Raw genomic sequence first — 24,127 nt, 5'->3', positions numbered from 1 at the left:
TGGAAACATGGCCTCACACGGTTTGATTGCCTGGTTGATCATTGGCGCACTGGCTGGTTGGCTGGCCGGGCTGCTGGTCAAGGGCGGCGGCTTTGGCATCTTTGTCGACATCGTGGTCGGTATCGTCGGTGCATTCATCGGCGGTTGGCTGGCGGGGGTGCTGGGCATCTCGCTGGGCGGCGGCTGGATCGGCTCGATCATCACGGCAGTGATTGGTGCGGTGATCCTGCTGTTCATCCTCCGGCTCATCAAACGCGCGTAGCGGCACCGTGCGGCCAGCGCCTCCGGCGCAGGCCTGGCCGCAATGCAGCAGTCCCCATCCCCTCCAAACCGCCGGATTCCACAACCCACCCCATCACCTAGACTGGTTGGTACAAGACAGCCAAGCCGCGCCAAAAGCGCCGGCGCGGTAGGCGTACGTCACAAGCGAGACCACCATGTCTGACCAGCCCGCTCCACCGCTAGAACTCTACGAAGGGTTCGAGATTCATGTGCTGCCCAGCCCAATCCGGGCCAACGGGGTCGATAGCACGCGCTACACCTACACCGGCTACGTCTGCCACCCCGGCGCTAACCCAGCACAGCCCGGCCACGTTGTGCCGTTCCATGCCGATGGCGACGACAGCTTCCGCAGCCCGGAAGCGGCAATGGAGGAAGCGGTGCTCGTCGCGCGCAGCATTGTCGACGGCACGCATCCGGATTTGTCGGTGCTGTCGCTCGTTACGCACGGGTACTGATCTCGTCATTCGCTTCGCCCCGTGTGGCTTCGGCGCCAGCATGTGACGCGCCGATGGCCTTCCATTGGCGCGTGCCGCGTTTGCCGTGCCGCACCATAACGAACCGCCTTCGCACCGAAACCGTGCTTTGCGCTGCCCGCGCGCGAGGCACGGCAACTGTGCGCATCTGCTGTAAACCGCAATAGATCAAGGGTTTCCGGTGCTGGCACACCTGTTGCGTAGCACCATTGCGCGTGTCAATGGCGATCCGCGCTCTTCGTGGTGAAGGCCCTGGTGCTCAGGGTCATTTGGACAACGGCGTCCCAGAACCCGGCAAGTGCTGCCCGGTTCTCGGGCGCCTTTCTTTTTTTGGAACTGGGATTCGACATGACCGCCAATGCCACTCGGGCCACCCGAATCGATCTGTTCAGCCTGCGCACGCCGCAGATGCGTGCCTTTCATCTGACGTGGCTCGCGTTCTTCGTCTGCTTCTACGCGTGGTTCGCCTGTGCGCCGCTCATGCCAGTGCTCAAGGGCGAGTTTCATCTCACACCCGGACAGATCGCCAACATCAACATCGCCGCGGTGGCGGTGACGATTCTCGTGCGCTTGATTGTCGGCCCGCTGTGCGACCGCTTCGGCCCGCGCAAGACCTATACCGGGTTGCTGGTGCTGGGGGCCATCCCCGTGCTGGGCGTGGCAACGTCGCAGAGCTACGAAGCGTTCCTGTTCTTCCGTCTGGCGATTGGCGCGATTGGCGCGAGCTTCGTCATCACGCAGTACCACACGTCGGTCATGTTCGCGCCCAACGTGGTGGGCACGGCCAACGCGGCAGCAGCCGGCTGGGGCAATGCGGGTGGCGGCGTGGCGCAGGGCACGATGCCACTGCTGCTGACCGCCATCGTGATGCTGGGCGTGACGCAGAGCCTGGGTTGGCGTCTTGCCATGGTGGTGCCGGGCGTGGCCATGCTGATCGTCGCGGCGCTGTACTGGCGCTATACGCAAGACTGCCCGGAAGGCAACTTCGCAGAACTGCGCGCCGCCGGCAAGGCCATCGAGGGCAGCAAGAAGGGTGGCTGGGGCAGCTTCATCACCGCCGCCAGCAACTACCGCGTGTGGCTGCTGTTCGTCACCTACGGTGCGTGCTTTGGCGTGGAGATCTTCATCCACAACATTGCCGCCATTTACTACGTCGATCACTTTGGCCTGTCGCTGTCGGCTGCCGGCATGGCCGCCGCGAGCTTTGGCCTGCTGGCACTGTTTGCCCGCGCACTGGGCGGCATCGTGTCGGACCGCATGGCAGCGAAGCGTGGGTTGGATGCGCGCACCCAGCTGCTGTGCTTGCTGATGCTGGGCGAGGGCCTGGGCCTGTTCGGCTTTGCCCACGCCGGTAGCGTGACGGTCGCCATTCTCGCGATGCTCGGTTTCGGCCTGTTCACCCACATGGCCTGCGGCGCCACGTATGCGTTGGTGCCCTTCATCGACCGCCGTGCGCTGGGCGGCGTGGCCGGCATCATCGGCGCGGGCGGCAACGCTGGCGCGGTGGCGGCAGGCTTCCTGCTCAAGGGCATGGCCGACACGCAGGCCACGCTGTCCATCCTTGGCGTGCTGGTGGCGCTGTCCGCCATCTGCGCCATCGCTGTGCGCTTCTCGGCAGAACACAAGGCGCGTGAACAAGCGCTGTACGACAACACGCTGGCCGCCGCCAACGCCTGACAAGGAACATCACCATGACCATGAAGATCGTCGTCATCGGCCACGGAATGGTGGGCCACAAGTTTCTGGAAAGCCTGTTGCACGCGCCCGGCCACCACCTGCAAGTGACGGTGCTGTGCGAAGAGCCGCGCCCGGCGTACGACCGCGTGCACCTCTCCGAATTCTTCGCCGGAAAGACGGCGGAAGACCTCTCGCTGGTCGCCCCGGGTTTCTTCGACCGCGATGACGTGGTGCTTAAACTCAATGCCCGCGCCACCGCCATCGATACCACGGCCAAAACGGTGACTGCCTCCACCGGCGAGGTGCTGCCGTACGACAAGCTCGTGATTGCCTCGGGCTCGTCACCATTCGTGCCGCCCGTGCCGGGAAAGGACCGGAAGGACTGCTTCGTCTACCGCACCATCGAAGACCTGGAAGCGATGGCCGAATGCGGCCATCGCGCCAAGACCGGCGTGGTGATCGGCGGCGGCCTGCTGGGCCTGGAATGCGCCAAAGCCCTGCGCGACATGCATCTGCAAACACACGTGGTCGAGTTTGCCGGCCGCCTGATGGCCATGCAGGTGGATGATGGCGGCGGCCGTATGCTGCGTCGGAAGATCGAAGACCTGGGCGTGACCGTCCACACGCAAAAGAACACGGTGGAGATTGTCGATGGGGAAGCGGGCACGCACCGCCTGAACTTTGCCGATGGCACGCACCTGGAAGCCGACATGGTCGTCTTCTCCGCCGGCATCCGCCCGCGTGATGAGCTGGCACGCGCCTGCGGCCTGGCAGTGGGCGAGCGCGGCGGCATCGTGATCGACTCCGAATGCCGCACCTCCGCGCCGGACGTGTACGCCATTGGCGAATGCGCGCTGTGGGGCGGCAAGGTCTATGGTCTGGTGGCGCCGGGCTACGAGATGGCGCGCATCACCGCCAAACAGATTCTGGCCGCCGATGACGCGACCGAGTTCAACGGTGCCGACATGAGCACCAAGCTCAAGCTGATGGGCGTGGATGTGGCCAGCCTGGGCGATGCGCAGGGCGTGACGCCGGGCAGCCGCAGCGTGCAGTTCACCGACGAGCGCAAGCAGATCTACAAGAAGCTGGTGGTGTCGGAAGACGGCAAGTACCTGCTGGGCGGCGTGCTGGTGGGCGATGCAGCCGAGTACGGCACCCTGCTGCAGATGATGCTCAACCGCATTGAACTGCCCGAGGCCCCGGAATTCCTGATCCTGCCGCAGGCCGATGGCAATGCTCGCCCGGCGCTCGGCGTGGATGCACTGCCGGACAGTGCGCAGATCTGTTCGTGCAATGACGTGTCAAAGGGCGCGCTGTGCCAGGCCGTGTGCGGTGGTGCCACCACCGTGGGTGCGTTGAAGGATGCAACCAAGGCCGGTACCTCGTGCGGCGGGTGCGTGCCGCTGATGACACAGGTGATGAAGGCCGAGATGAAGAAGCAGGGCCTGGCCGTCAACAATCACATCTGCGAGCACTTCCCGTATTCGCGTCAGGAGCTATATCACCTGGTGCGCGTGGGGCGCATTCAGTCGTTCGATGCGCTGCTGGAAGCGCACGGCCACGGCATGGGCTGCGACATCTGCAAGCCCGCCGTGGCGAGCATCCTGGCTTCGTGCTGGAACGAATTCGTGCTCAAGAAGGAGCACGCCAGCCTGCAGGATTCCAACGACTACTTCCTCGCCAACATCCAGAAGGACGGCACGTACTCCGTCGTGCCGCGCATGCCGGGCGGCGAGGTATCGGCAGACGGCCTGATCGCCGTCGGCCAGGTCGCCAAGAAGTACGGCCTGTACACCAAGATCACCGGCGGCCAGCGCGTGGACCTGTTCGGTGCGCGCCTGGAGCAACTGCCACTGATCTGGGAGGAACTGATTGCCGCTGGCTTCGAGTCGGGCCATGCGTACGGCAAGTCGCTGCGTACGGTGAAGTCGTGCGTGGGCTCCACGTGGTGCCGTTATGGCGTGGGCGATTCGGTGGGCTTTGCGATTGCGCTGGAGAACCGCTACAAGGGCCTGCGCTCGCCGCACAAGATCAAGTTTGGCGTGTCCGGTTGCACGCGCGAATGCGCCGAGGCGCAAGGCAAGGACGTTGGCATCATCGCCACCGAGAAGGGCTGGAACCTGTACGTGTGCGGCAACGGCGGCATGAAGCCCCGCCATGCCGAACTACTGGCGGCGGACCTCGATCGAGACACGCTCATCAAGTATGTCGACCGCTTCCTGATGTTCTACGTGCGCACGGCCGACCGCCTGCAACGTACCAGCACGTGGCGCGACAACCTCGAAGGCGGCCTGGACTACCTGAAGGACGTGGTCATCAACGACAAGCTGGGCATCGTGGCCGAGCTGGAAGCCGAGATGCAGCACGTGGTCGACACCTATCAGGACGAATGGAAGACCGCCGTGACGAACCCGGACGTGCGCAAGCGCTTCCGCCACTTCGTCAACAGCGACGCGAAGGACGCGAACGTCGTCTTCGTGGAGGAGCGCGGGCAGATCCGCCCCGCCACGGTGGATGAGCGCACGAAGACACGCCCCGTGCGCATTCCTGTTGTTGCTGAAGCCGCTTGAGAGAGGAGCCCATCATGCAAGCACCTCGCTGGACCCCTGTTTGCTCGCTGGACGACATCGTGCCCAACACCGGCGTGTGTGCGTTGGTGGAGGGCGAGCAGGTCGCCGTGTTCCACGTTGCGGGCAGTGCGCCGCAGCGGGTCTACGCCATCGGCAACTACGACCCCAACGCCGATGCGGCTGTACTCTCGCGCGGACTGGTCGGCAACCTGGGGGATCGCATTGTCGTCGCCTCGCCGATCTACAAGCAGCACTTTGACCTGGCAACGGGGGAGTGCCTGGAGGCGCCGGCCAACTCGGTGCATGCATACGCGACGAAGGTGGAAGACGGACGTATCTGGGTGGCTGTATGAATGCCCGGACCGCGCGCCCCAAGCTCGTCGTCATCGGCAACGGCATGGCCGGCATGCGCACGGTCGAAGAGCTACTCAAGCTGGCGCCGGAGCTGTACGACATCACCGTGTTTGGCGAAGAGCCGCACGGCAACTACAACCGCATCCTGCTCTCGCCGGTGCTTGCAGGTGAGAAGCAAGTCGACGACATCATGCTCAACACGCGCGAGTGGTATGTGCAGAACCACATCACGCTGCACGCGGGCGACCCGGTGGTGAGTATCGACCGCCCCCGCCGCACGCTGCGCTCGCGCGACGGCGTAGAAATGCAGTACGACCGCCTCCTGATCGCCACCGGCTCGCGGCCGTTCATCCTGCCTGTGCCGGGTCACCTGCTGCCGGGCGTGATCGCCTTCCGCGATATTCAAGATGTGGAGACGATGCTGGAAGCCGCGCGTAACCATCGACATGCAGTCGTCATCGGCGGCGGCCTGCTCGGCCTGGAGGCCGCTAACGGCCTGATGCGCCAGGGCATGGACGTGACGGTCGTCCACCTGTCCGACACGCTGATGGAGCGCCAGCTCGACAAGCCCGCCGCGCTGTTGCTGCAGAAAGCACTGGAGGCCAAAGGCCTGCGCTTCCTGCTCGGCGCCCACACGGCCGAATTGCTCGGCACCGATCGTGTGACGGCCGTGCGCTTCAAAGACGGCACGCAGATTCCCGCCGACCTCGTCGTCATGACCGCCGGCGTGCGCCCGAACATCGAACTCACCAAGTCCGCCGGCCTGCACTGCGAACGCGCCATCATCGTAGACGACACGCTGCAAACGTACGACCCCCGCATCTACGCCGTAGGCGAATGCGTGCAGCACCGCAGCGCCACCTTTGGCCTCGTCGCCCCCATCTGGGACCAAGCCCGCGTCTGCGCCGCACACCTTGCCGGCGCCGGCCACCGCCGCTACATCCAACAGGCCACCGCGACCAAGCTGAAGGTCACGGGCGTCGACCTGTACTCCGCTGGCGACTTTATCGGCGGCGAAGGCACCGAAGACATCGTGCTGCGTGACCCGCGCCGCGGCGTCTACAAGCGCCTCGTCCTGAAAGACGATCGTGTGGTCGGCGCAGTGCTGTACGGCGATGTGGCCGACGGCCCGTGGTACTTCGACCTGATCCAACGCCAGACCCCCATCACCCCAATCCGCCAACGACTGCTATTCGGCCGCGCCCTATGCGAAGCGGAGGCCGCGTAGTGAGAGAGGCAAGACACGAAACCGGCGACACCCTTGCATACAGACGGTGTGGCCGTTGATGCCCTAGATGGCGCCTTGAATTTTCGTAAGCGGGCGGAAAAAGGAAGGAGGCCTGTTTGAGCGCAGCGAGTTTGCCTCCTTCCCCGCCCGGTTACGAAAATTCAAGGGATGGGTCGCCATCTCGGGCGCGCCTTTCTTTGCTTACTTTCTTTGGCAAGACAAAGAAAGTGAGTCAGCCCCGGCAGGGGATGAAACCAGGGATGCACCAAACACGTACAGAGCAACACGGAAATGACGATGAAGACCATCCCTATTCAGCCGACAACGGACGCCGTGCGCACCACCTGCCCCTACTGCGGCGTCGGCTGCGGCGTGCTTGCTACCCCGCAAGCGGATGGCACTGTCAGCATTCAAGGCGACCCGACGCATCCCGCCAACGCAGGGCGCCTATGCGTAAAGGGCTCCGCGCTCGGGGAAACCGTCAGCCTCGAAGGCCGCTTACTGCATCCCGCCATGCGCGATCGCTCGCATGACCTGGACGCACCCATCGCGCCACTGCAACGCACATCGTGGGACACCGCCCTCAACACCATCGCCCAGGGCTTCCGCCGCATCATCGACCAACACGGCCCCGACGCCGTCGCCCTCTACGTCTCCGGCCAGTTGCTAACCGAGGACTACTACGTCGCCAACAAGCTGATGAAGGGCTTCATCGGCACCGCCAACATCGACACCAACTCACGCCTCTGCATGTCGTCCGCCGTGGCCGGGCACAAGCGCGCGTTTGGCGAAGACCTCGTGCCCGTCTGCTACGACGATCTCGAAGCGGCAGACCTGATCGTGCTAGTCGGCTCCAACACCGCCTGGTGCCACCCCATCCTGTTCCAGCGCATCGTGCGCGCCAAAGAAGCACGGCCAGAGATGAAGGTCGTGGTGGTCGACCCACGCCACACCGCCACGTGCGAACTGGCCGATCTGCACCTGCCCATCAAGCCCGGCACCGATGTGTGGCTGTTCAACGGCCTGCTGTCATTCCTCTCGCGGCGCGGCGTGGTGGACCGCAACTTCGTCACGCTGCACACCAACGGCCCCGACGCCGCACTGCAAGCCGCCGGCACCGAGAGCGAAGACGTGGAAGCCGTCGCCAAGGCCTGCAAGCTCAAGCTCGACGATCTGCTCACGTTCTACAGCTGGTTTGCCAACACAGAACGGACCATCACGGCATTCTCGATGGGGGTCAACCAATCCAGCGCGGGCACCGACAAGGTCAATAGCATCATCAACTGCCATCTGCTGACCGGCCGTATCGGGCGTGCGGGCATGGGGCCGTTCTCGATTACCGGCCAGCCGAATGCGATGGGCGGGCGCGAAGTGGGCGGCCTCGCCAACATGCTGGCCGCGCACATGGAGTTGAACGAGCCTGCGCATCGCGACTTGGTGCAGACGTTCTGGAACGCGCCCCGCATGGCCGACAAGGTGGGCCTGAAGGCGGTCGACCTGTTCAATGCCATTGAAGACGGGCGCGTGAAGGCCGTGTGGATCATCGGCACCAACCCCGTGGTCAGCCTGCCCGATGCCGACCAGGCGCGCCGTGCGCTGGCCAAGTGCGAACTGGTTGTCGCGTCTGACATCGTGGAAGCCACCGATACCACCGTGCTGGCCGACATCGCGCTGCCCGCGCTCGGCTGGGGCGAGAAAGACGGCACGGTGACGAACTCCGAGCGCCGCATCTCGCGCCAGCGCGCCTTCCTGCCAGCGCCCGGCGAGGCGCGTGCCGACTGGGACATCATTGCCGACGTCGCCCGCCGCATGGGCTACGACGGCTTCGATTTCAAAAGCCCGCACGATGTGTTCGACGAACACGCACGCCTGTCCGCCTACGCCAACGATGCGCACGGCGTGCGCAGGGCCTTCCACCTTGGCGGGCTGACAGGGCTGGATGCCGACGCGTACGACAGCATGGTGCCCACGCAATGGCCCGTCGCCATGCCGGGCACCAGCGAGGCGCGCCTCTTCAGCGATGGCCGTTTCGCTTATGCCGATGGTCGCGCGCGCTTCGTACCCACGTCGGCCCGCGCACCGGCACATGCGGCGGATGGCGAATATCCGCTCATCCTCAACACCGGCCGCGTGCGCGACCAGTGGCACACCATGACGCGCACCGGCCGCGCGCCCAAGCTGGCGGACCACGTTCCCGAACCGTTTGTCGACCTGCACCCGCACGATGCGCTGCTGGCCGGCGTGCGCGAGGGTAACCTGGCGCGCGTGTCCTCGCGCTGGGGCAGCGTCGTGGCGCGTGTGCGCATGACGGGCGGCATCGCGCGCGGCAGCGTGTTCGTGCCGATCCACTGGAACGGCCAGTTCGCCTCCGACGCGCGCGTGGGCGCGGTCGTCAATCCGGAGGTGGACCCGATATCGGGCGAGCCCGAGTTCAAGCACACGCCGGTGATGGTGGAGCCGTTTGACGTGGCATGGCACGGTTTCGTGCTCTCGCGCCGCGCACTGGATACCGACGAAGCAACGTGGTGGACGCGCATTCAGGGCAAACAATTCGTGCGGTATGAACTGGCCGGCCGCCAGCCACTCGGTAACGTGCATGACTGGGCGCGCAAGCTGCTCAGCGTGGATGACCCGCATGCCGATTGGCTCGAATACGAAGACGCCACCGCGCGCGTCTACCGCGCGGTGCATGTGGTGGACGACCGTATCGAAGCCTGCGTGTTTCTCTCGCCGCGCCCGGACCTACCATCGCGCAACTGGCTGGCGGGGCTGTTCGCGCAGGAGCGCCTAGAAGACCTCAACCGCGCGGGCGTACTGCTCGGCCAACCGATCGAAGCCGGCGCGGATGTGGGCCCGACCGTGTGCTCCTGCTTTGGCGTGGGCCGCAACACCATCTGCGATGCCATCCGCACCCAGGGGCTGAGCTCAACCGGCGAAATCACGGCTTGCCTGAAGGCAGGCGGCAATTGCGGCTCCTGCGTGCCGGAGCTCAAGCGGCTGTTGGTGGAGGCGCGTGTGCTGACGGAAGAGGCGGCGTAATGTCACGGCAGCAAGATGTGTCATCGAAAAGACGGGGCGGCAACCGCAGTCCCTTCTTTTGATGGCGGTACCGCATTGGGGCAACGCCTTATCATCTCGTCTGGTCGAGTCCCGGATACGTTCGCCAATGCATAGTCAAAAGATCAGATTTTTTCGCTCACGCATTCCAGCCTTTGAGTGCATCCCCGGCTGTCATGATTGCTGTGGCCCGGTGACAACCTCAACGGAAGAGATGTCGAGACTTCCCGTCAAGAGCGATGCCGAGCACGAAGCGGCATTGGCAAACCTGAGTTGCCCGCATCTTGATGCCAAGGGATGCAGTGTGTATCTGGAACGCCCCTTGATCTGCCGCTTGTTTGGGACGACACCGAGGCTTGCTTGTCCAAATGGAAAGCGGCCGGACCAGATGATCGATCCGGACATTGAACGGCAGATTCAGCGCTTCTTTGTCGAAACACGTCACGTACTGGTCTGAGAACGTGAGCCAGTTCTAACGGCCTCACGCAATAGAATGCGCGGATGGACGCCTTCGACCCCCTCCTTGATACCGACCTGCCACTCCCTGTAGACGCCGACGACGGCGTGCCCATGGTGCTGGAGTCGGGCCACATTGTGTCGCTCCAATTCGATGACTCCGCGATACAGAGCCTCATGTTCCGTAACGCGCCCAACAAGCTGGTGCTCGGCTATACCCGCACGATGATGAGCTTTTTGCTCCTGCAGCCGGCGCCGGCTCGGATATCGATCATCGGCTTGGGCGGCGGATCGCTGGCCAAATATTGTTACCACCATCTTCCCGAGACCCACGTCGCGGCCATTGAGATTGATCCGGCAGTGATCGCCCTGCGCGATGCATTCCAGATCCCGCCGGATGACGGCCGCTTCGAAGTGATCTGCGCAGATGGCGTGGAATACGTCAAAGGCCGGGAAGCGCACCCGGATGTCATTTTGGTAGACGGCTTCCTGGCGTGCGGCATGCCCGCGCAACTCGGTACGGCGGACTTCTACGCGGCGTGTCGCGCGCGGCTTGCTGACAACGGTGTGCTGGTCGCCAATTTTCTGGAAACAGACCCCGATATTCCCTTCTACCTGGACGAGGTGCGTTCGGTATTTGGCGAGTCATTCTCCATTTGGCTTTCCGAGGATGGTGGCAACTACACGCTGGTGGCCTGGAAAGGGAAGCTTCCGTCGTCAAACACGTTGCTCACGCGTGCCCGGAGTCTGGAAGCTGAGCACGTGCAGGACTTGTGCTCGGCAGCGCGTCACCTGAAGCAGCGCGAGCGGCCCGTGTTGGATCGCAGGTCCTGGCAAGCGCGGGTGAACTGACCGGCTGGCTGACGAGAGCGGAGTCAGCCGGATCGATTGCGATCTCATGCCCCATGTGTGGGCTACCAACAAGGCTTGGATTCCGGGATTCCCGTGTTCGCTGGGGGCAGGGGTGGGGCTTGCCGATACTTTTCACCCGGATAATATTGATTCTTAATTAAGCCCGGGTAGAATGCATTCCTGTTGAAATTCGCAACAGGAGCACATTCCCATGGATGCCACAGCAATCCGCGCGTGCACGGCCTTTGCCGGCACCCGACGCCTAGCCGGCGGGCCCGTCCGCGATGTCGCCCTGGCGGTCAAAGCGCACCTCGACGCGCACCCCGACTCCCAAGTTCTCGTCTTCGACAACGCAACCGCGCAGCCCGTGGAACTCGACCTGCGCGGCACACTGGATGAAGTGCTCGCGCGACTCGATCGCACAACGTCGCCCGCGCCAGCGCCCGCTGATACGGAGTGCCGCCCGCGCGGCCCCGGCCGGCCCAAACTGGGCGTGATCGCCCGAGAGGTGACGCTATTGCCGCGTCACTGGGACTGGCTGGCCGCGCAGCCAGGCGGGGCGTCCGTCACCTTGCGCAAGCTGGTGGAACACGCACGCCGCGCGACCGAAGGCGCCGACCGCCGCCGCGCTGCACAGGAGGCGGCCTACCGCTTCATGGCGGTCATGGCCGGCAATGCCGCAGGCTTTGAAGAGGCCACGCGCGCGTTGTTCGCAGGCGATGCCGGTGCATTCCAATCCCTTACCCAAACGTGGCCTGCCGACGTGCGCGACTTCGCGCGTGAACTGGCGCGCGCCGCGTTCGATACCCACTCACAAGAAGAGGCGGCTGCATGACGGCACCTTCCGCAGTACCGACACCCCGCCCGCTGTGGCGGACCTTCGTGGCCTTTCTCGGGCCGCTGATTCTGGCCAACATCCTGCAATCGTTGTCGGGCACGCTCAATAACGTGTACGTCGGGCACATGCTGGGTGTGAAGGCACTGGCAGCGGTGTCGGCGTTCTTCCCGATCCTGTTTTTCTTCATCGCTTTCATCATTGGGCTGGGCTCGGGCGCGGCGGTGCTGATCGGCCAGGCGTGGGGCGCCAAGAAGCCGGAGGCGATGAAGACCGTGGCGGGCACCACGCTGTCGGTGGGCTTTGCCGTGGGCTTGGCCGTGGCGCTGCTGGGTGGGCCGTTCGCGCACGCGCTGCTCGGCTGGCTCGGCACACCGGCCGACATCCTGCAGGACGCCACGCTCTACGCCAGCGTCATGCTCTACGCCATGCCGGGTCTGTTCGTCTACCTGCTGGCCACCGCGATGATGCGCGGTGTGGGCGACACGCGCACGCCGTTGCGTACTCTGGCGCTGTCCACGTCGATTGGGCTGGTGCTGACGCCAACGTTTATTCGCGGCTGGTTTGGTTTGCCGCAGCTGGGTGTGGCCAGCGGTGCGGTGGCAACCATCATCTCGTTCACGATCGCGCTGGTGTGGCTGGCGTTCTTCCTGCGCCGCCGTAACCATCCGCTCGCGCCGGATGCCGTGCTGGCACGGCATCTTTGGGTCGATTTTGGTGTGCTCAAAACCGTCCTGAAGATCGGCGTGCCGACGGGCGTTCAGCTTGTGGTGATCTCGATTGCCGAGCTGGCGCTGCTGTCGTTCGTCAACAGCTTCGGCTCGGATGCCACGGCCGCCTACGGCGCCGGCACGCAGATCATCAGCTACGTGCAGTTCCCGGCCATGTCGATCGCCATTACCGCGTCGATCCTGGGCGCCCAGGCCATTGGCTCGGGCAACACGGATCGGCTAGATGCCATCACCCGCACCGGGCTGGTGCTCAACGTGGCGATCACCGGGCTGCTGGTGGTGCTGGCGCTGCTATTCTCGCGCTCCGTGATCGGCTGGTTCACCACCAACACGGAAGTGATGAGCCTGGCCCAGAGCCTGCTGCATATTTCACTGTGGAGCTCGGTCATCTTTGGCATGGCGAGTGTGTTCTCGGGCGTGATGCGCGCCAGCGGCACGGTGATGGCGCCCACGGCCATCTCCATCCTCGCGATTGCCGCGGTGGAAGTGCCGGTAGCGTGGATGCTGAGCCGGCACATCGGCACCGATGGCATCTGGGCGGCGTATCCCGCTGCGTTCATCGCCATGTTCGTGATGCAGGGGGCGTACTACGGTTTGGTGTGGCGGCGCCGCGCGCAGCGCTTTGGTATTCGCCGCATGGTGTGATGGTGGGTTCGCCGGGGCGCTGCGCACGCGGCAGCACCGGCGTTCAGTGGGCCAAGCGCTCGACACCGAGCGTTCGCGCAGTGCCTTCTTGTTGATCTTGCCGACGCGGGCCTTCGGTATCTCGTCCTCATGGGCAATGAGGCCTGGCGCGAGCACCGAGTGCACCGATCGCCTTCAAGAGGCCGCCGATGCCGTCGGGGTCAACCGGAACACCGCCACTGCTGCCTTGAGTTCGGCGGCCTGATCTTCGAGCGATTGCGCGGCCGCTGTGGCTTGTTCCACGAGCGCCACATTCTGCTGTGTGACTTCGTCCATCTGCGTGACGGCCTGCCCGACTTGCTCGATGCCTCGGCTCTGCTCCTCCGACGCAGCGGCAATCTCGCTCATGATGTCGGTGACCTGAGCCACGGCGCGCATGATCTCCTGCATCGTGCGTCCGGCGCGGCCGGCGAGTTCGGTGCCGGCCGCTACGCGGGTGACGGAGGTTTCGATCAGGCCCTTGATGTCCTTGGCTGCACTGGATGAGCGTTGGGCGAGCGTGCGCACCTCGCCGGCAACCACGGCAAAGCCACGCCCCTGCTCGCCGGCTCGGGCCGCTTCCACTGCCGCGTTGAGCGCCAGGATATTGGTCTGGAACGCGATGCCCTCGATGATGCCGATGATGTCGGCAATCTTTGTCGAGCTCTCGCCGATCTGCCCCATCGTTCCGATCACGCGCGTGACTACGTCGTTGCCGCGACTGGCAGTCTCCGAGGCGTTGTCTGCGAGCGCACTTGCCTGCCGGGCGTTGTCGGCGTTTTGCCGCACGGTGCCCGTCAATTGCTCCATGCTGGACGCAGTTTCTTCGAGCGAAGCGGCCTGCTGTTCCGTACGCGAAGACAGGTCGAGATTCCCTGCAGCGATCTGTTGCGTTGCCGACCCGATGGCCTCGCTGCCTGCGCGCACGCCGCCGACGATATGCAGCAGATTCTCATTCATGTGTTTGAGCGCGGCCAGCAACTGGCTCGTTTCGTCGCGACCCGAGACCGCGATTCGGCAAGTCAAGTCGCCGGCGGCCACGGTTTTTGCCACGCGAACCGCTTCCGCCAGCGGCCTGGTGATGGAGCGGATCAACCACCCGCAGGCCAACACGGCAGCGAAGAGTGCCAATGCCATCGCGCCAATGACGCGCCACAGCGCAGCCCGGTACGCCGCTTGAGTCTGCACGTACTCCTGCTTTGCGATGGCCATTTGCAACTGGGTCAACTGGCCAAGCACTCGCACGACAGGCTTCACGACCGGGGGCGTCTCGCTGCTGATGCTGGCACGTAGCCCATCGATGTCGTTGGCTTTCAAGCGATCAAGCAGGAGCCCGATCGCAACGTCTGCCCGTTTCATCAACGGATCGACCTGCGCCACCAACGCGCTTTCCTGATGCGCCAGAGGCGCACCGGCGTAGGTTTTCCATGCCTGCTTGATGCCCGACTGCGCGGCGGCAAGCTTCTGTGCCGCGTCAGCGGGCGTGACGGCGCCATCCAGCGCTTCCTGCGCTATCTGCACGATACCAACCGCATAGCTGTCGGAGACGATCTTGAGCTGCCCGAGGCGTACCACGCGGTCGTTGTAGAGCGCCTCGACTACCGTGTTGGCCTGGTGCATTCGCAGCAGGCCCATGACGCAAGACAGCGTGAGCAACGCCAGCAGGACGGAAACCAGAAGAATCAACCGTGTCTTGATACTGAGTGTGTTCATGGTGGCAAGGAGTGAGGCGCACGGATGCGAACATGCGACAGACCGCGCCAGGCGGCCTTATCACCTGGCGCAGGCCATGTCGTTCAGCCGATGTTCCGGCGGGATCGAAAGCCGAATCACGCCGCGTGATCGCGCAGTACCTTCTTGTTGATCTTGCCGACGCTGGTCTTCGGGATCTCGGCCACAAAGGCGATGCGGTCCAGTTCCGGCACCGCGTACTTGCTGATGCGCTTGGCATCGACGTGCTGCAGCAGGTGCTCGCGAATGGTCTCGGCCTTCACGTGGCTGCCGGTCTTGCGGACGACGAAAGCCATGGGGCGCTCGCCCCACTTCGCGTCACGCACGCCGATGACCGCGCTCTCCAGCACGCCCGGCACCTCGGCAATCAGTTGCTCCACCTCGATCGACGACACCCATTCACCGCCGGTCTTGATCACGTCCTTGATGCGATCGACGATCTGTACGAAGCCGTCGGGCCCCATCACCGCAACGTCTTGCGTATGCAGGTACCCGCCTTCCCAAAGCGTTTCGGAGGCTTCGGGCTTCTTGAAGTAGCCCTGGGTGAGGAAGGGGGCGCGCAGGACGATTTCGCCCTGGGCCCTGGTGTCGTGGGGCACATCGCGCAGCTGATCGTCGACGATGCGGAAGTCGACCATCGGCACGGGGCGCCCGGTTGAGCAGCGCATGCGCACCTCTTCCTGCCGGTTCGATGGTCGGAACTTGGGCGGCAGTTGCGCCAGCGATACCACGGGGCCCGTCTCCGACATGCCGTAACCCGCGAACACGTCGATACCACGCGCAAGCGCTGCCTCGCAGAGCGCGGGCGACAGCGCCGAACCGCCGATGATGATCTTCCACCCCGACAGGTCAACCATGCCGCCTTCCGAGGCTTGCAACAGCATCTGCAGCAGGGTCGGCACGCAGTGCGAGAACGTGACGCGCTCGGTGTCGTGCAGCTTGAGCAGAACGTCCGGTGCGTAGCGCCCCGGCATGACGATCTTCAGGCCCAGCGTGACTGCAATGTAGGGCATGCCCCAGGCCAGCACATGGAACATCGGCGTGATCGGCATGTAGACGTCTTCACGGTGCAGCCGTTGCCCATCGCGTGGCGCGCTGAGTGCCATGCCGGTGGTCAGCGTGTGCAGCACGATGTCGCGGTGGCTGTAGCTCACGCCCTTGGGGTCGCCGGTGGTGCCGGTGGTGTAGAACGTGGCCGCCCGGGTGTGTTCGTCGAACTCGGGAAACGCAAAGTCGGGTGAGGCCCGGTCCAGCAGCGCCTCATATTCACCCGCGACTGCAAAGCCGGTCTGCGGCACGGCTTGCCCATCGGCAATGACCACCACTTGACGCACCGACTGCAGTTCCGCCCGGATCTCTTCCAGAAGGGGCAGGAAGTCTGCGTGCACCAGCACCACCTCGGCGCCAGAGTCATTCAGCGTGTAGAGAATCTGCTGTGCCGAGAGGCGCACGTTCACGGTGAACAGCGTCGCGCCCATCATCGGGATGCCGAAGTAGCTCTCCAGATACCGATGGCTGTCCCAGTCCATGACTGCCACGGTGTTGCCGTGCTGTGTGCCCAGCGCCGCCAAGGCTGAAGCCAACTGGCCGATACGTTGGCGAAACGTACGGTAGCTGTATCGCAGTTCACCGCGATACGTGATCTCCTGATCGCCGTACAGGCATTGCGAATTGGTCAGCAACTGCTTGACGAGCAGCGGGTAGGTGTAGGCCGATGGGGTCGGGTTGATCAGGTTGTCTTGCATGAGGGTGAGAGCGTTGCAGAGGGAAGCCCGTGTGGGCGAGCAGCGGGGTCAGGCAGCGCCATCCACCACGAGGACGATGTCGTCCTCAACGGCGCGCACCGGGAAGGTCTTCAGGCACAAGCCGTTTGCACCCGGTGTGCAGCCCGTCGCGAGGTCGAACCGCAGGCCGTGCGCGGGGCATTGCAGAACCTTGCCATCCAAGCGCCCACCGGCCAGCGACGCGCCGGTGTGCGGACAACTGTTGTCGACGGCATGAAGGTGGCCCTCGACGTTGAACAGCACGATGCTGCGGCCCTCCACGAAGACCAGCTTGCGTTGGCCGGGAGGCAGTTCGCTCGTGCGGGTGACCGTGACGTTACGCGGCATGGTGTGCCCATTGCTGTGGAGAAACAGCGCGTTGCATGGCATGCAACAGGGCGCTTGGCGGATGTGCACCCGAGACCGCGATCTCCGAGTTGAAGACGTAGTAGGGCACCCCCGACACCTCCACCCCAAGCGGTGCCTGCGTTGGCGTGATGGCTGAGCACGCGGCGTGTGTGGCGCCTTGCGTGGGGCTGCATTCCGCTGCCAGGCGCCGCAGAACGTCGTCGTCGCCGATGTCTTCGCCTTCCTGGAAATAGGCACGGAACAACCGCTCGATGAGTGGGGCCGGTTGCGCATCGGCATTGCGCTGCAGAAACCCGCCGATCAAACGGTGAGCGCGCTGGGTATTGGGCAGGATGCTGATGCGCGCGAAATCGAACTCGATACCGGCGGCATGCCCAGCCTGCTGTACTTGGGCGCGCCGCGCGGAAACGGCCGCGGGGCTGCCCAGGCGGTTGAGGTAGAACGCCTGGTAGGGCTCGCCTTCAACGGGTGTGTCTGGCAGCAGTTGAGTCGAGCGCCATTGCACCTTGGGGCACATGTCGGGGCGCAGCGCTGCAAATGTGCGTAGCGCGCTGGCCAGATGGCGTGTGCCGATACAGCACCACGGGCAGATCAGATCGAAGAAGACGTCGATGGTGAGCTGCGTACGCTGCGGCGCTGGCACTGCATGGCGCGCGGGAGCGTGTCGATCAAAGGAGGTCATGGATCAGCGCTTCCGCATCCGCCCACGGGCCGAACCCCGCAGCGGGATTCAGGTGCCCAACTTCGCCCAGATCGACTAGGCAGCTGCGCCAGTCGGCGGCCATGTCGGCCACGCGATCGTAAGCGGCGAGCGGATCATTGCGGCTGGCCGCGACGATGCTCGGAAACGGCAGCGGCCGGCGCGGGCAGGGCAGCCAGCCGTTCGTCTGCAGCGCGTCGTGGGTGGGGTAACCCGACGGCAGCGGTGTGTCGAGATCGGCCGGCGTCGCGAGCAGCGCGCCGTGGATCTTGCGCGCATGCCGGCGTGCCCAATGCGCGGTGATCATCACGCCCGCGCTGTGCGCAACCAGAACGACCGGCCCGTCGATGGTGGCCAGCGCTTTGTCCAGCGCCGTCACGCGCGCTGTGCAGCTCAGCTTGTCGACTTCCAGCGGTGGCACCGAGGCGGTTTTGATGCCGTCGGCCTGCAGCTTGGCCTGCAGCAGTGTCTGCCAATGTTCGGGCACGTGGTCGCGCAGACCGGGCACCATCAGGATCGTGGGAGAGAGCTTGGACATCGTTGTGGATCGCTACGGCGTGAAAGACAGCGTGGAAGAAAAAACGAGGAGGTCGCCCTCCTCGAATGCCGACCGGGGAGACGGCGGCAACCGCCTCCCGTGGTGTAGGCCACTCAGAACTTGTGACGGATGCCCACAGCCGCGCCGATCATGCTGGTCTTGCCGGTGGCCAAGCCGTAACCGGTGGCGTTCAGATCCACCGAGGCCTGGTCCAGGGCCAGCCCTGCATTGCGCGCGTAGGCCGTGGTCAGGTACAGGTCGGTGCGCTTGGAAAGGGTGTAGTCGGCAATGACCGCGACCTGCCACGGATTGGCCTGCGTGGAGGGTGCGCTGTTGATCGTCTTGATCTTCTGGTACGAGTATTCGAGCGACAGGCCCAGTGCATTGGTGGCCTGGTAGTTCACGCCGGCCCAGTAGTAGTCGTCACGCAGCGCCACGCTGCCATTGGCGTTCTTGTTCTGGCCCCACCGGTAGCCGCCCATGACCTTGATGACATCGCCGAACAGGTAGCTGCCGGCCAGCGCGGCCTTGCGCACAGTGCCCGAGCTGAAGGCGCCGCCGCCCAGTGCCACGCTCGGGTTGTATTGGTCGTAGGCCAGCGTGGCGCCCAGCGGGCCAGCAGAGTACGCCACACCCGCACCGTAGCCGCTGTCGCGCCGGGGTTGGCCGGGTACCTCGCCATTGCCGCCGCCCGTGGGGTTGGCGCTGGGCGCGCCGGTGCCAAATGACCAGTGCACCTGTGCGGTGACGGGGCCAAAGGTGCCGGTGTACATGGCGGTGTTGTCCGAGCGGAAATTGACGCCGGTCTGCACCGCAGCCGGTTCGTACTGCGTGGAATACGCCATTGGCTCGAAGTTGGCGAGCAGTTGGAACAGCGTCGTGTACTGGCGGCCGAACGTGAACTGCCCCACCGTGCTGCTCTTCAGCCCCACGTAAGCCTGGCGGCCGAACAGGCGGCCCCCTTGCTGCGATTGCCCCGTGTCGCTCGCAAAGCCGCTCTCCAGCACGAACAGCGCACTCAGGCCGCCGCCCAGGTCTTCCACCCCGCGCATGCCCCAGCGCGAGCCCGACAGGCCGCCGCTCTGCATCGACACGCGATTGCCCGAACTGCCCGGGGTGGCGCCGGGCAAGTTCGTCGCATATTCGATGTTGGTGTCCACCACGCCATACAGCGTGACGCCGGATTGTGCGCTGGCTGCGCCTGCGCAGGCCAGCAGCGCAAAGGGGGCGATGTGTTTCTTCTTCATGTTGCAGGGTCTCCTCTTGGTGTGGTCGCCTCCGGGTGCGTTGGGTGTACCAAGCGCCCCGGAGGTCGTTAGAACGGCTTGCTGCCGATGATCCCGGCGCGCTCCATCTTCCGGTGGCACGGCGGGTAATCCATGACCGCGTAGTGTTGCGTGGCGGTGTTGTCCCAGATGGCCACGCTGTTCGGCTTCCAGCGCCAGCGCACCTGGTATTCGGGGATGTACGCCTGGCTGATCAGGTAGCGCAGCAGCTCTGAAGCGCCGTTGGTGGCGTCCTGCCCATAGCGCACGCGTGCAGGCGTGTGGTAGTTCGTGAAGTGCGTGGTGAAGCCGTTCACGTACAGCACCTTCTCGCCGGTCTCGGGGTGCGTGCGCACCACCGGGTGTTCCGGATCGGGGTACTGCGCTTTGAGCGCGAGGCGCTTCTCGATCGGCATGACCGCACCAAAGCTCGCTTCGATGCTGTGGCGTGCGCGCAGATCGGCGATCTCGCGCTTCACGTCATCGGGCAGCTTTTCGTAGGCTAGCGCCATGTTGGCCCACATGGTGTCGCCGCCCACGGGCGGACATTCCACACAGCGCAGCACGGCGCCAAACTGCGGTGCCTCACGCCATGTCGTGTCGGAGTGCCAGCAATTTTCGTAGCGGTCGTTCGGGTGGTCGGGCGTCTTGTAGATGCGCACGAGGCCAGGGTGCTCAGGGTCGCTGCCGGCGACAGGGTGGTCTTCCAGATCACCAAAGCGGCGGGCGAAGGCGACGTGCTGCGCGCGGCTCAGGTCCTGATCGCGCAGGAAGACCACGCGGTGCTTGAGCAGCGCAGCGCGGATCTCATTGAACAGGCCATGGTCTTCAACGGCATCAGCCAATTGCACGCCGATGAGTTCTGCGCCGAGCGCGTTGGTCAAGGGTTCGATACGCATGGCGGTGCCTCAGATGACGAAGACGGATGAGCCCGTCGTCTTGCGTGCTTCCAGATCGCGGTGCGCCTGCACGGCCTCTTCGAGTGCGTAACGCTGGTGAATCTCGATCCGGATGCGCCCGGCTGCGACGTGGTCGAACAGCTCGCCGGCAAGCGCCGCTTTCTCGGCTGGATCAACGATGTAATCCGCCAGCGCCGGACGCGTCATGTACAGCGAGCCCTTCATCGCCAGTAGTTGCGGATTGAACGGCGGGATCGGGCCCGAGGCCGTGCCCACGCACACCATGAGCCCGCGCCGCTTGAGCGAATCGAGCGACGCATCAAAGGTGGCCTTGCCCACGCTGTCAAACACCACGTTGACGCCCACGCCGTCGGTCAGCTCGCGCACGCGCTTGGCGACGTCTTCATGTGTGTAGTTGATGACGTGGTCACAGCCATGTGCGCGGGCGATGTCCGCCTTGGCTTCGCTCGACACCGTGCCGATCACCGTCAGCCCGAGCAGCTTGGCCCATTGCGAAACGATCAGCCCCACGCCCCCTGCAGCCGCGTGCAGCAGCACCGTATCGCCCTTGGCAAACGGATAGATGCGACGCAGCAGGTAGGCCGAGGTCAGGCCGCGCATGGTCATGGCGGCGGCGGTTTCGCAGGCGATGGCGTCGGGCAACTTGATGAGCGGTGCGGCGGGGATCAAGCGTTCGGTGCTGTAGGCGCCCAGCGTGTTGATGAAGCCGGTGTAGGTCACGCGGTCGCCCACGGCGACGTTGGTCACGTCATCACCCACGGCCTCGACAATGCCTGCCGCTTCAACACCCATGCCGGCGGGCAACGGCACCGGATACAGGCCAGAGCGGAAGTAGGTATCGGCAAAGTTCAGGCCGACGGCCTCGTGGCGCAGGCGGACCTGGCCGGGGCCAGGGCGGCCGACTTCGACGGTCTCGCAGCGCAAGACTTCGGGGCCGCCGGTTTCATGAAAGCGGACTGCGGTTGCCATGGGGTATCTCCAGGTTTTTTTCAGATGTTTGGGGTGCGCGCCACCGGCACGGCTCGCTGGGCGAGCCGCGGTCAAAGCGGAGAGGGGATGGAGGCGCCTCGGGAGGCAGCGCGCGGTTAAGTCGGGCTAGGTGCTCATGCAGAGGCCACCGCAGAGGGGCTGAGGGCCGGCGCTGCATCCACTTGCACGCTGGCCACGCGTTGCAGTTCGGCCTCGTAGCTGCGCGCAGCCAGCAAGAAGCAACCTGCTGCAGCCACACCGAAGATCGGCATGACAGCCAGTGCGGTCTGCAGGCCCCACGCATCGGACATGGCGCCACCCACGAACGGGCCGATCGCCAGGCCGAACAGGTTCTGGAACAGCGAGAGCACCGCAGCCCCTGTGGAGCGCACACCCGGGTGGACCACGTCGAACACCACGCTGGAGGCTGGCGCCACCGTGCACGTCATCAGGAAACCACCGAAGGCGATCAGCAGGAATTGCTGGTTGGCCGGCATGGTCGTGCCGAACGCCGTTGTGAACACCAGCAGCGTCACGATGGCCAGCACCGCCACGGCAATCAGCCGGTTGCGTTGACGGCGTGCCGCCACCACGTCAGCCACCACGCCCCACACGAAGGCCCCGAGCGCGCCGCACAGCACAACCAGCGCGGCCTGCATTGCGGCGCGGTCCGGCGGTGTGCCGTGGTAGCGGTTCAGGTAGCTCGGCAGCCACGACCAGATGGTCGATACAACAATCAGCTGGAAGGCTGCGCCCAGGCAGGTCCACCAAAGCGTGCGTGAATTGGTGAGTGCGCCAGCCACGCGTTGCAGGAGCGTGCCAGCCGACTGCCGAGCCTGCGCCGCACCGGGTGTCATCGCCACTGTCTTGTAGTCCGGCACAAACACGTAGAGCAGTGCCAGCAGCAACCCCGGCACGCCCACCACGCCAAAGGCTGCCTGCCAGCCCCAGCGCGCCGCGATCACACCGCCGAGCAGCACGCCGAGCACCGAGCCCACTGATGCTGCTGCAAAGAAGGCGCCCATCAGCGTGGCGCGCAGGCGTTTAGGGAAGAGGCTGGCGATGAGCGCTGCACCCACCGAGCCGTAACCGGTTTCACCCACACCCACGATGGCACGCGCGGTGAACAACTGCGCGTAGTTGCGCGTGAACATGCACGAGATGGTGGCCAGGCTCCACACCGTCGCCATGATGACGATGCTCTTGACGCGGCTGAAGCGGTCGGCCAGCAGCGCCACCGGCAAGCCGCCCACCGCCACCACGATCGAGATGACCGAGACGAGTGCGCCGAGTTGTTTGTCCGACAGCGCCCAGGCTGTCTTCAGATGCGGGAACAGCGACACGATGACTTGCCGGTCGATGTAATCGAACAGCATCAGCGCAAAGGTCATTGCAAATGCAAACCACGCCTGGGGGCGGCTGACGAGGTAGTCGTCTTGGTCTGCGCGCGGGTCGGCGGCATGCAGATTCATGGTTGTCTCCGAGTGGCGGCGCTTGCGTTGAGCGCCGCCTGTGTTGGGCCCGGTGAAAGTGCGTCTTGTAGTTTAGGCCGCGCGCAGCGGCAGGTTCTTCACGTTCGGCGCACGGTTGGGGGCCATGCCGTGGGCTGCCAGCGTTTCCTCGGCGCTGTCGTACCAGGTGCCGATGCGGTAGATCGCGCGGGCCTCCTTGCCACTGGCGATTTCGCGCCCCAGTTCCTTGGCCACGCGCACGCATTGCTCGATCTGCTGCACCGAGGTCATGCGATTGCCGTGCTGGTCGATGATGGTGTCTTCAATGCCGCAGCGCGGGTGCAGGCCCATGGCCATGGCCATCATGTTGAACGGCAGCACGTTCTTGAGCAGCGACTCCGCCGTCAGCGTGCAGCCGTCCGGCGCGCGGTGGATGAAGTTGAAGAAGTTGAACGGGTTGGGGCCGTCAAAGCCACCGCCAATGCCGATCCACGTGAGGTTGAGCGGGCCCTTGTAGAGCCCCTTGCGCACCAGGCGCTCCAGCGTTTCCATCGCATGGATGCCGGTGAGCTGGAAGTGCGGCTGCACGCCGGCCGCCTGCAGGCGGCGCAGGTGTTCTTCCAGCCATTGCGGGCCGGCCGGCACGGTCATCTCGCGGTAGGCCTGCTGCAGCGCGGGGTGTGACAGGGAGGTGCCTTCCAGGTATTCCGGATACAGCAGCTCCATGATGTTCATCTGCGTGGTGTTGATGGCCACGGTCACCTGATCGGGCGTCGGGGTCAGGTCGGCCAGCATGTGGCGCGTGTCGTCCGACAGCCACTTGGCGGCCTGGCCCTCGTCTTCCGGCGCAAACGAAATCGAGCCGCCCACCTGGATGATCATGTCCGGCACCGCAGCGCGCACGCCGGCAATCAGCTCGTTGAATTTCGACAGCCGCTTGGAGCCCTTGCCGTCCAGCTCGCGCACATGCAGGTGCAGCACGGTGGCACCGGCGTTGTAGCAATCCACGGCTTTCTGCACCTGTTCTTCCATCGTGACCGGGATGTCTTCCGGAAAATCTTCCGGCATCCATTCCGGGCCGTACGGTGCGGCGGTAATGACGACCTTGTCTTGGTTCTCGGGGTGCAGCGAATCATCGAGGAATTGCACGGTGTGTCTCCTGTAAGGGATGTCTCTGGTGGACTCCACTATAGGGAGACGGTAGGGTTGTATTTCTCATTTGGCGCCAAGTTTTTCTCTTTGT

Annotated in this window: 21 protein-coding genes; 11 read left to right on the top strand and 10 right to left on the bottom strand. The window is 64.7% G+C overall.

The annotated features are described in order from the left end of the window. The first annotated feature begins 7 nt into the window (after positions 1–7). From C404_RS31690 to C404_RS31645, 11 genes are all read left to right on the top strand, one after another. Positions 8–262, top strand: coding sequence for a GlsB/YeaQ/YmgE family stress response membrane protein (locus C404_RS31690; protein ID WP_021192695.1), 255 nt, complete (start codon positions 8–10; stop codon positions 260–262). Positions 263–437: 175 nt separating this feature from the next. Next, positions 438–737 (top strand): hypothetical protein, encoded by a 300-nt coding sequence (locus tag C404_RS31685; RefSeq protein WP_021192694.1) that lies wholly within the window; start codon positions 438–440, stop codon positions 735–737. A 366-nt stretch (positions 738–1,103) separates the two neighbouring features. Then, complete coding sequence (locus tag C404_RS31680; protein ID WP_021192692.1) at positions 1,104–2,432, top strand: MFS transporter; 1,329 nt, start codon at positions 1,104–1,106, stop codon at positions 2,430–2,432. A gap of 14 nt (positions 2,433–2,446) precedes the next feature. Beyond that, positions 2,447–5,002, top strand: a complete 2,556-nt coding sequence (gene nirB / locus C404_RS31675; RefSeq protein ID WP_021192691.1) for a nitrite reductase large subunit NirB — start codon at positions 2,447–2,449, stop codon at positions 5,000–5,002. Positions 5,003–5,016: 14 nt separating this feature from the next. Then, entirely contained in the window at positions 5,017–5,355 is a 339-nt protein-coding gene (nirD, locus tag C404_RS31670; RefSeq protein ID WP_021192690.1) for a nitrite reductase small subunit NirD, read from the top strand. After that, the gene (locus tag C404_RS31665; RefSeq protein WP_021192689.1) at positions 5,352–6,584 is read left to right on the top strand and encodes an NAD(P)/FAD-dependent oxidoreductase; all 1,233 of its coding nucleotides are present in this window, start codon (positions 5,352–5,354) and stop codon (positions 6,582–6,584) included. The genes nirD and C404_RS31665 overlap by 4 nt, the downstream gene beginning before the upstream one ends. Positions 6,585–6,875: 291 nt before the next feature. Then, on the top strand, positions 6,876–9,623 hold the full coding sequence (locus C404_RS31660; RefSeq protein ID WP_031328692.1) for a nitrate reductase: 2,748 nt from the start codon (positions 6,876–6,878) through the stop codon (positions 9,621–9,623). Between the two features lie 127 nt (positions 9,624–9,750). Beyond that, positions 9,751–10,098: a YkgJ family cysteine cluster protein gene (locus C404_RS59015; RefSeq protein WP_080981240.1), complete on the top strand. Its 348-nt coding sequence runs from the start codon at positions 9,751–9,753 to the stop codon at positions 10,096–10,098. Positions 10,099–10,142: 44 nt separating this feature from the next. Beyond that, a complete protein-coding gene (locus C404_RS31655) occupies positions 10,143–10,949 on the top strand; it encodes a fused MFS/spermidine synthase (RefSeq protein ID WP_021192687.1) in 807 nt (268 codons plus the stop codon). Between the two features lie 211 nt (positions 10,950–11,160). After that, on the top strand, positions 11,161–11,784 hold the full coding sequence (locus tag C404_RS31650; protein WP_021192686.1) for a DUF2239 family protein: 624 nt from the start codon (positions 11,161–11,163) through the stop codon (positions 11,782–11,784). Beyond that, positions 11,781–13,160, top strand: coding sequence for an MATE family efflux transporter (locus C404_RS31645; RefSeq protein ID WP_021192685.1), 1,380 nt, complete (start codon positions 11,781–11,783; stop codon positions 13,158–13,160). Before C404_RS31650 ends, C404_RS31645 begins: the two co-directional genes overlap by 4 nt. A 174-nt stretch (positions 13,161–13,334) precedes the next feature. On the opposite strand, the gene C404_RS60885 is transcribed toward C404_RS31645, so the two are convergent. The 10 genes from C404_RS60885 to C404_RS31595 all read right to left on the bottom strand — a co-directional run bounded on the left by C404_RS60885 (position 13,335) and on the right by C404_RS31595 (position 24,033). Beyond that, entirely contained in the window at positions 13,335–14,891 is a 1,557-nt protein-coding gene (locus tag C404_RS60885) for a methyl-accepting chemotaxis protein (protein ID WP_031328690.1), read from the bottom strand. A 116-nt stretch (positions 14,892–15,007) separates the two neighbouring features. Then, positions 15,008–16,654, bottom strand: a complete 1,647-nt coding sequence (locus C404_RS31635) for a fatty acid--CoA ligase (RefSeq protein ID WP_021192683.1) — start codon at positions 16,652–16,654, stop codon at positions 15,008–15,010. Positions 16,655–16,702: 48 nt separating this feature from the next. Beyond that, positions 16,703–17,020, bottom strand: coding sequence for a Rieske (2Fe-2S) protein (locus C404_RS31630; RefSeq protein WP_021192682.1), 318 nt, complete (start codon positions 17,018–17,020; stop codon positions 16,703–16,705). Continuing rightward, entirely contained in the window at positions 17,010–17,723 is a 714-nt protein-coding gene (locus tag C404_RS31625) for a DsbA family oxidoreductase (RefSeq protein ID WP_021192681.1), read from the bottom strand. Before C404_RS31625 ends, C404_RS31630 begins: the two co-directional genes overlap by 11 nt. Continuing rightward, positions 17,710–18,279 carry an RBBP9/YdeN family alpha/beta hydrolase gene (locus C404_RS31620; RefSeq protein WP_021192680.1) on the bottom strand — a complete coding sequence of 190 codons (570 nt, stop codon included), beginning with the start codon at positions 18,277–18,279 and terminating at the stop codon, positions 17,710–17,712. Before C404_RS31620 ends, C404_RS31625 begins: the two co-directional genes overlap by 14 nt. 113 nt (positions 18,280–18,392) lie before the next feature. Then, positions 18,393–19,526: a porin gene (locus C404_RS31615; protein ID WP_021192679.1), complete on the bottom strand. Its 1,134-nt coding sequence runs from the start codon at positions 19,524–19,526 to the stop codon at positions 18,393–18,395. A gap of 68 nt (positions 19,527–19,594) precedes the next feature. Further along, the gene (locus tag C404_RS31610; RefSeq protein WP_021192678.1) at positions 19,595–20,443 is read right to left on the bottom strand and encodes a TauD/TfdA dioxygenase family protein; all 849 of its coding nucleotides are present in this window, start codon (positions 20,441–20,443) and stop codon (positions 19,595–19,597) included. Positions 20,444–20,452: 9 nt separating this feature from the next. After that, the gene (locus tag C404_RS31605; protein WP_021192677.1) at positions 20,453–21,433 is read right to left on the bottom strand and encodes a quinone oxidoreductase family protein; all 981 of its coding nucleotides are present in this window, start codon (positions 21,431–21,433) and stop codon (positions 20,453–20,455) included. A gap of 134 nt (positions 21,434–21,567) precedes the next feature. Then, positions 21,568–22,905, bottom strand: coding sequence for an MFS transporter (locus C404_RS31600; RefSeq protein ID WP_021192676.1), 1,338 nt, complete (start codon positions 22,903–22,905; stop codon positions 21,568–21,570). 72 nt (positions 22,906–22,977) lie between these two features. Then, a complete protein-coding gene (locus tag C404_RS31595) occupies positions 22,978–24,033 on the bottom strand; it encodes a 3-keto-5-aminohexanoate cleavage protein (RefSeq protein ID WP_021192675.1) in 1,056 nt (351 codons plus the stop codon). Between the last annotated feature and the right edge of the window lie 94 nt (positions 24,034–24,127).

The organism is Ralstonia sp. AU12-08 (genome assembly GCF_000442475.1).
Classification (GTDB): domain Bacteria; phylum Pseudomonadota; class Gammaproteobacteria; order Burkholderiales; family Burkholderiaceae; genus Ralstonia; species Ralstonia insidiosa.
The sequence above is the reverse complement of the archived record's forward strand: the minus strand, read 5'-3'. Positions and strand labels throughout refer to the sequence as shown.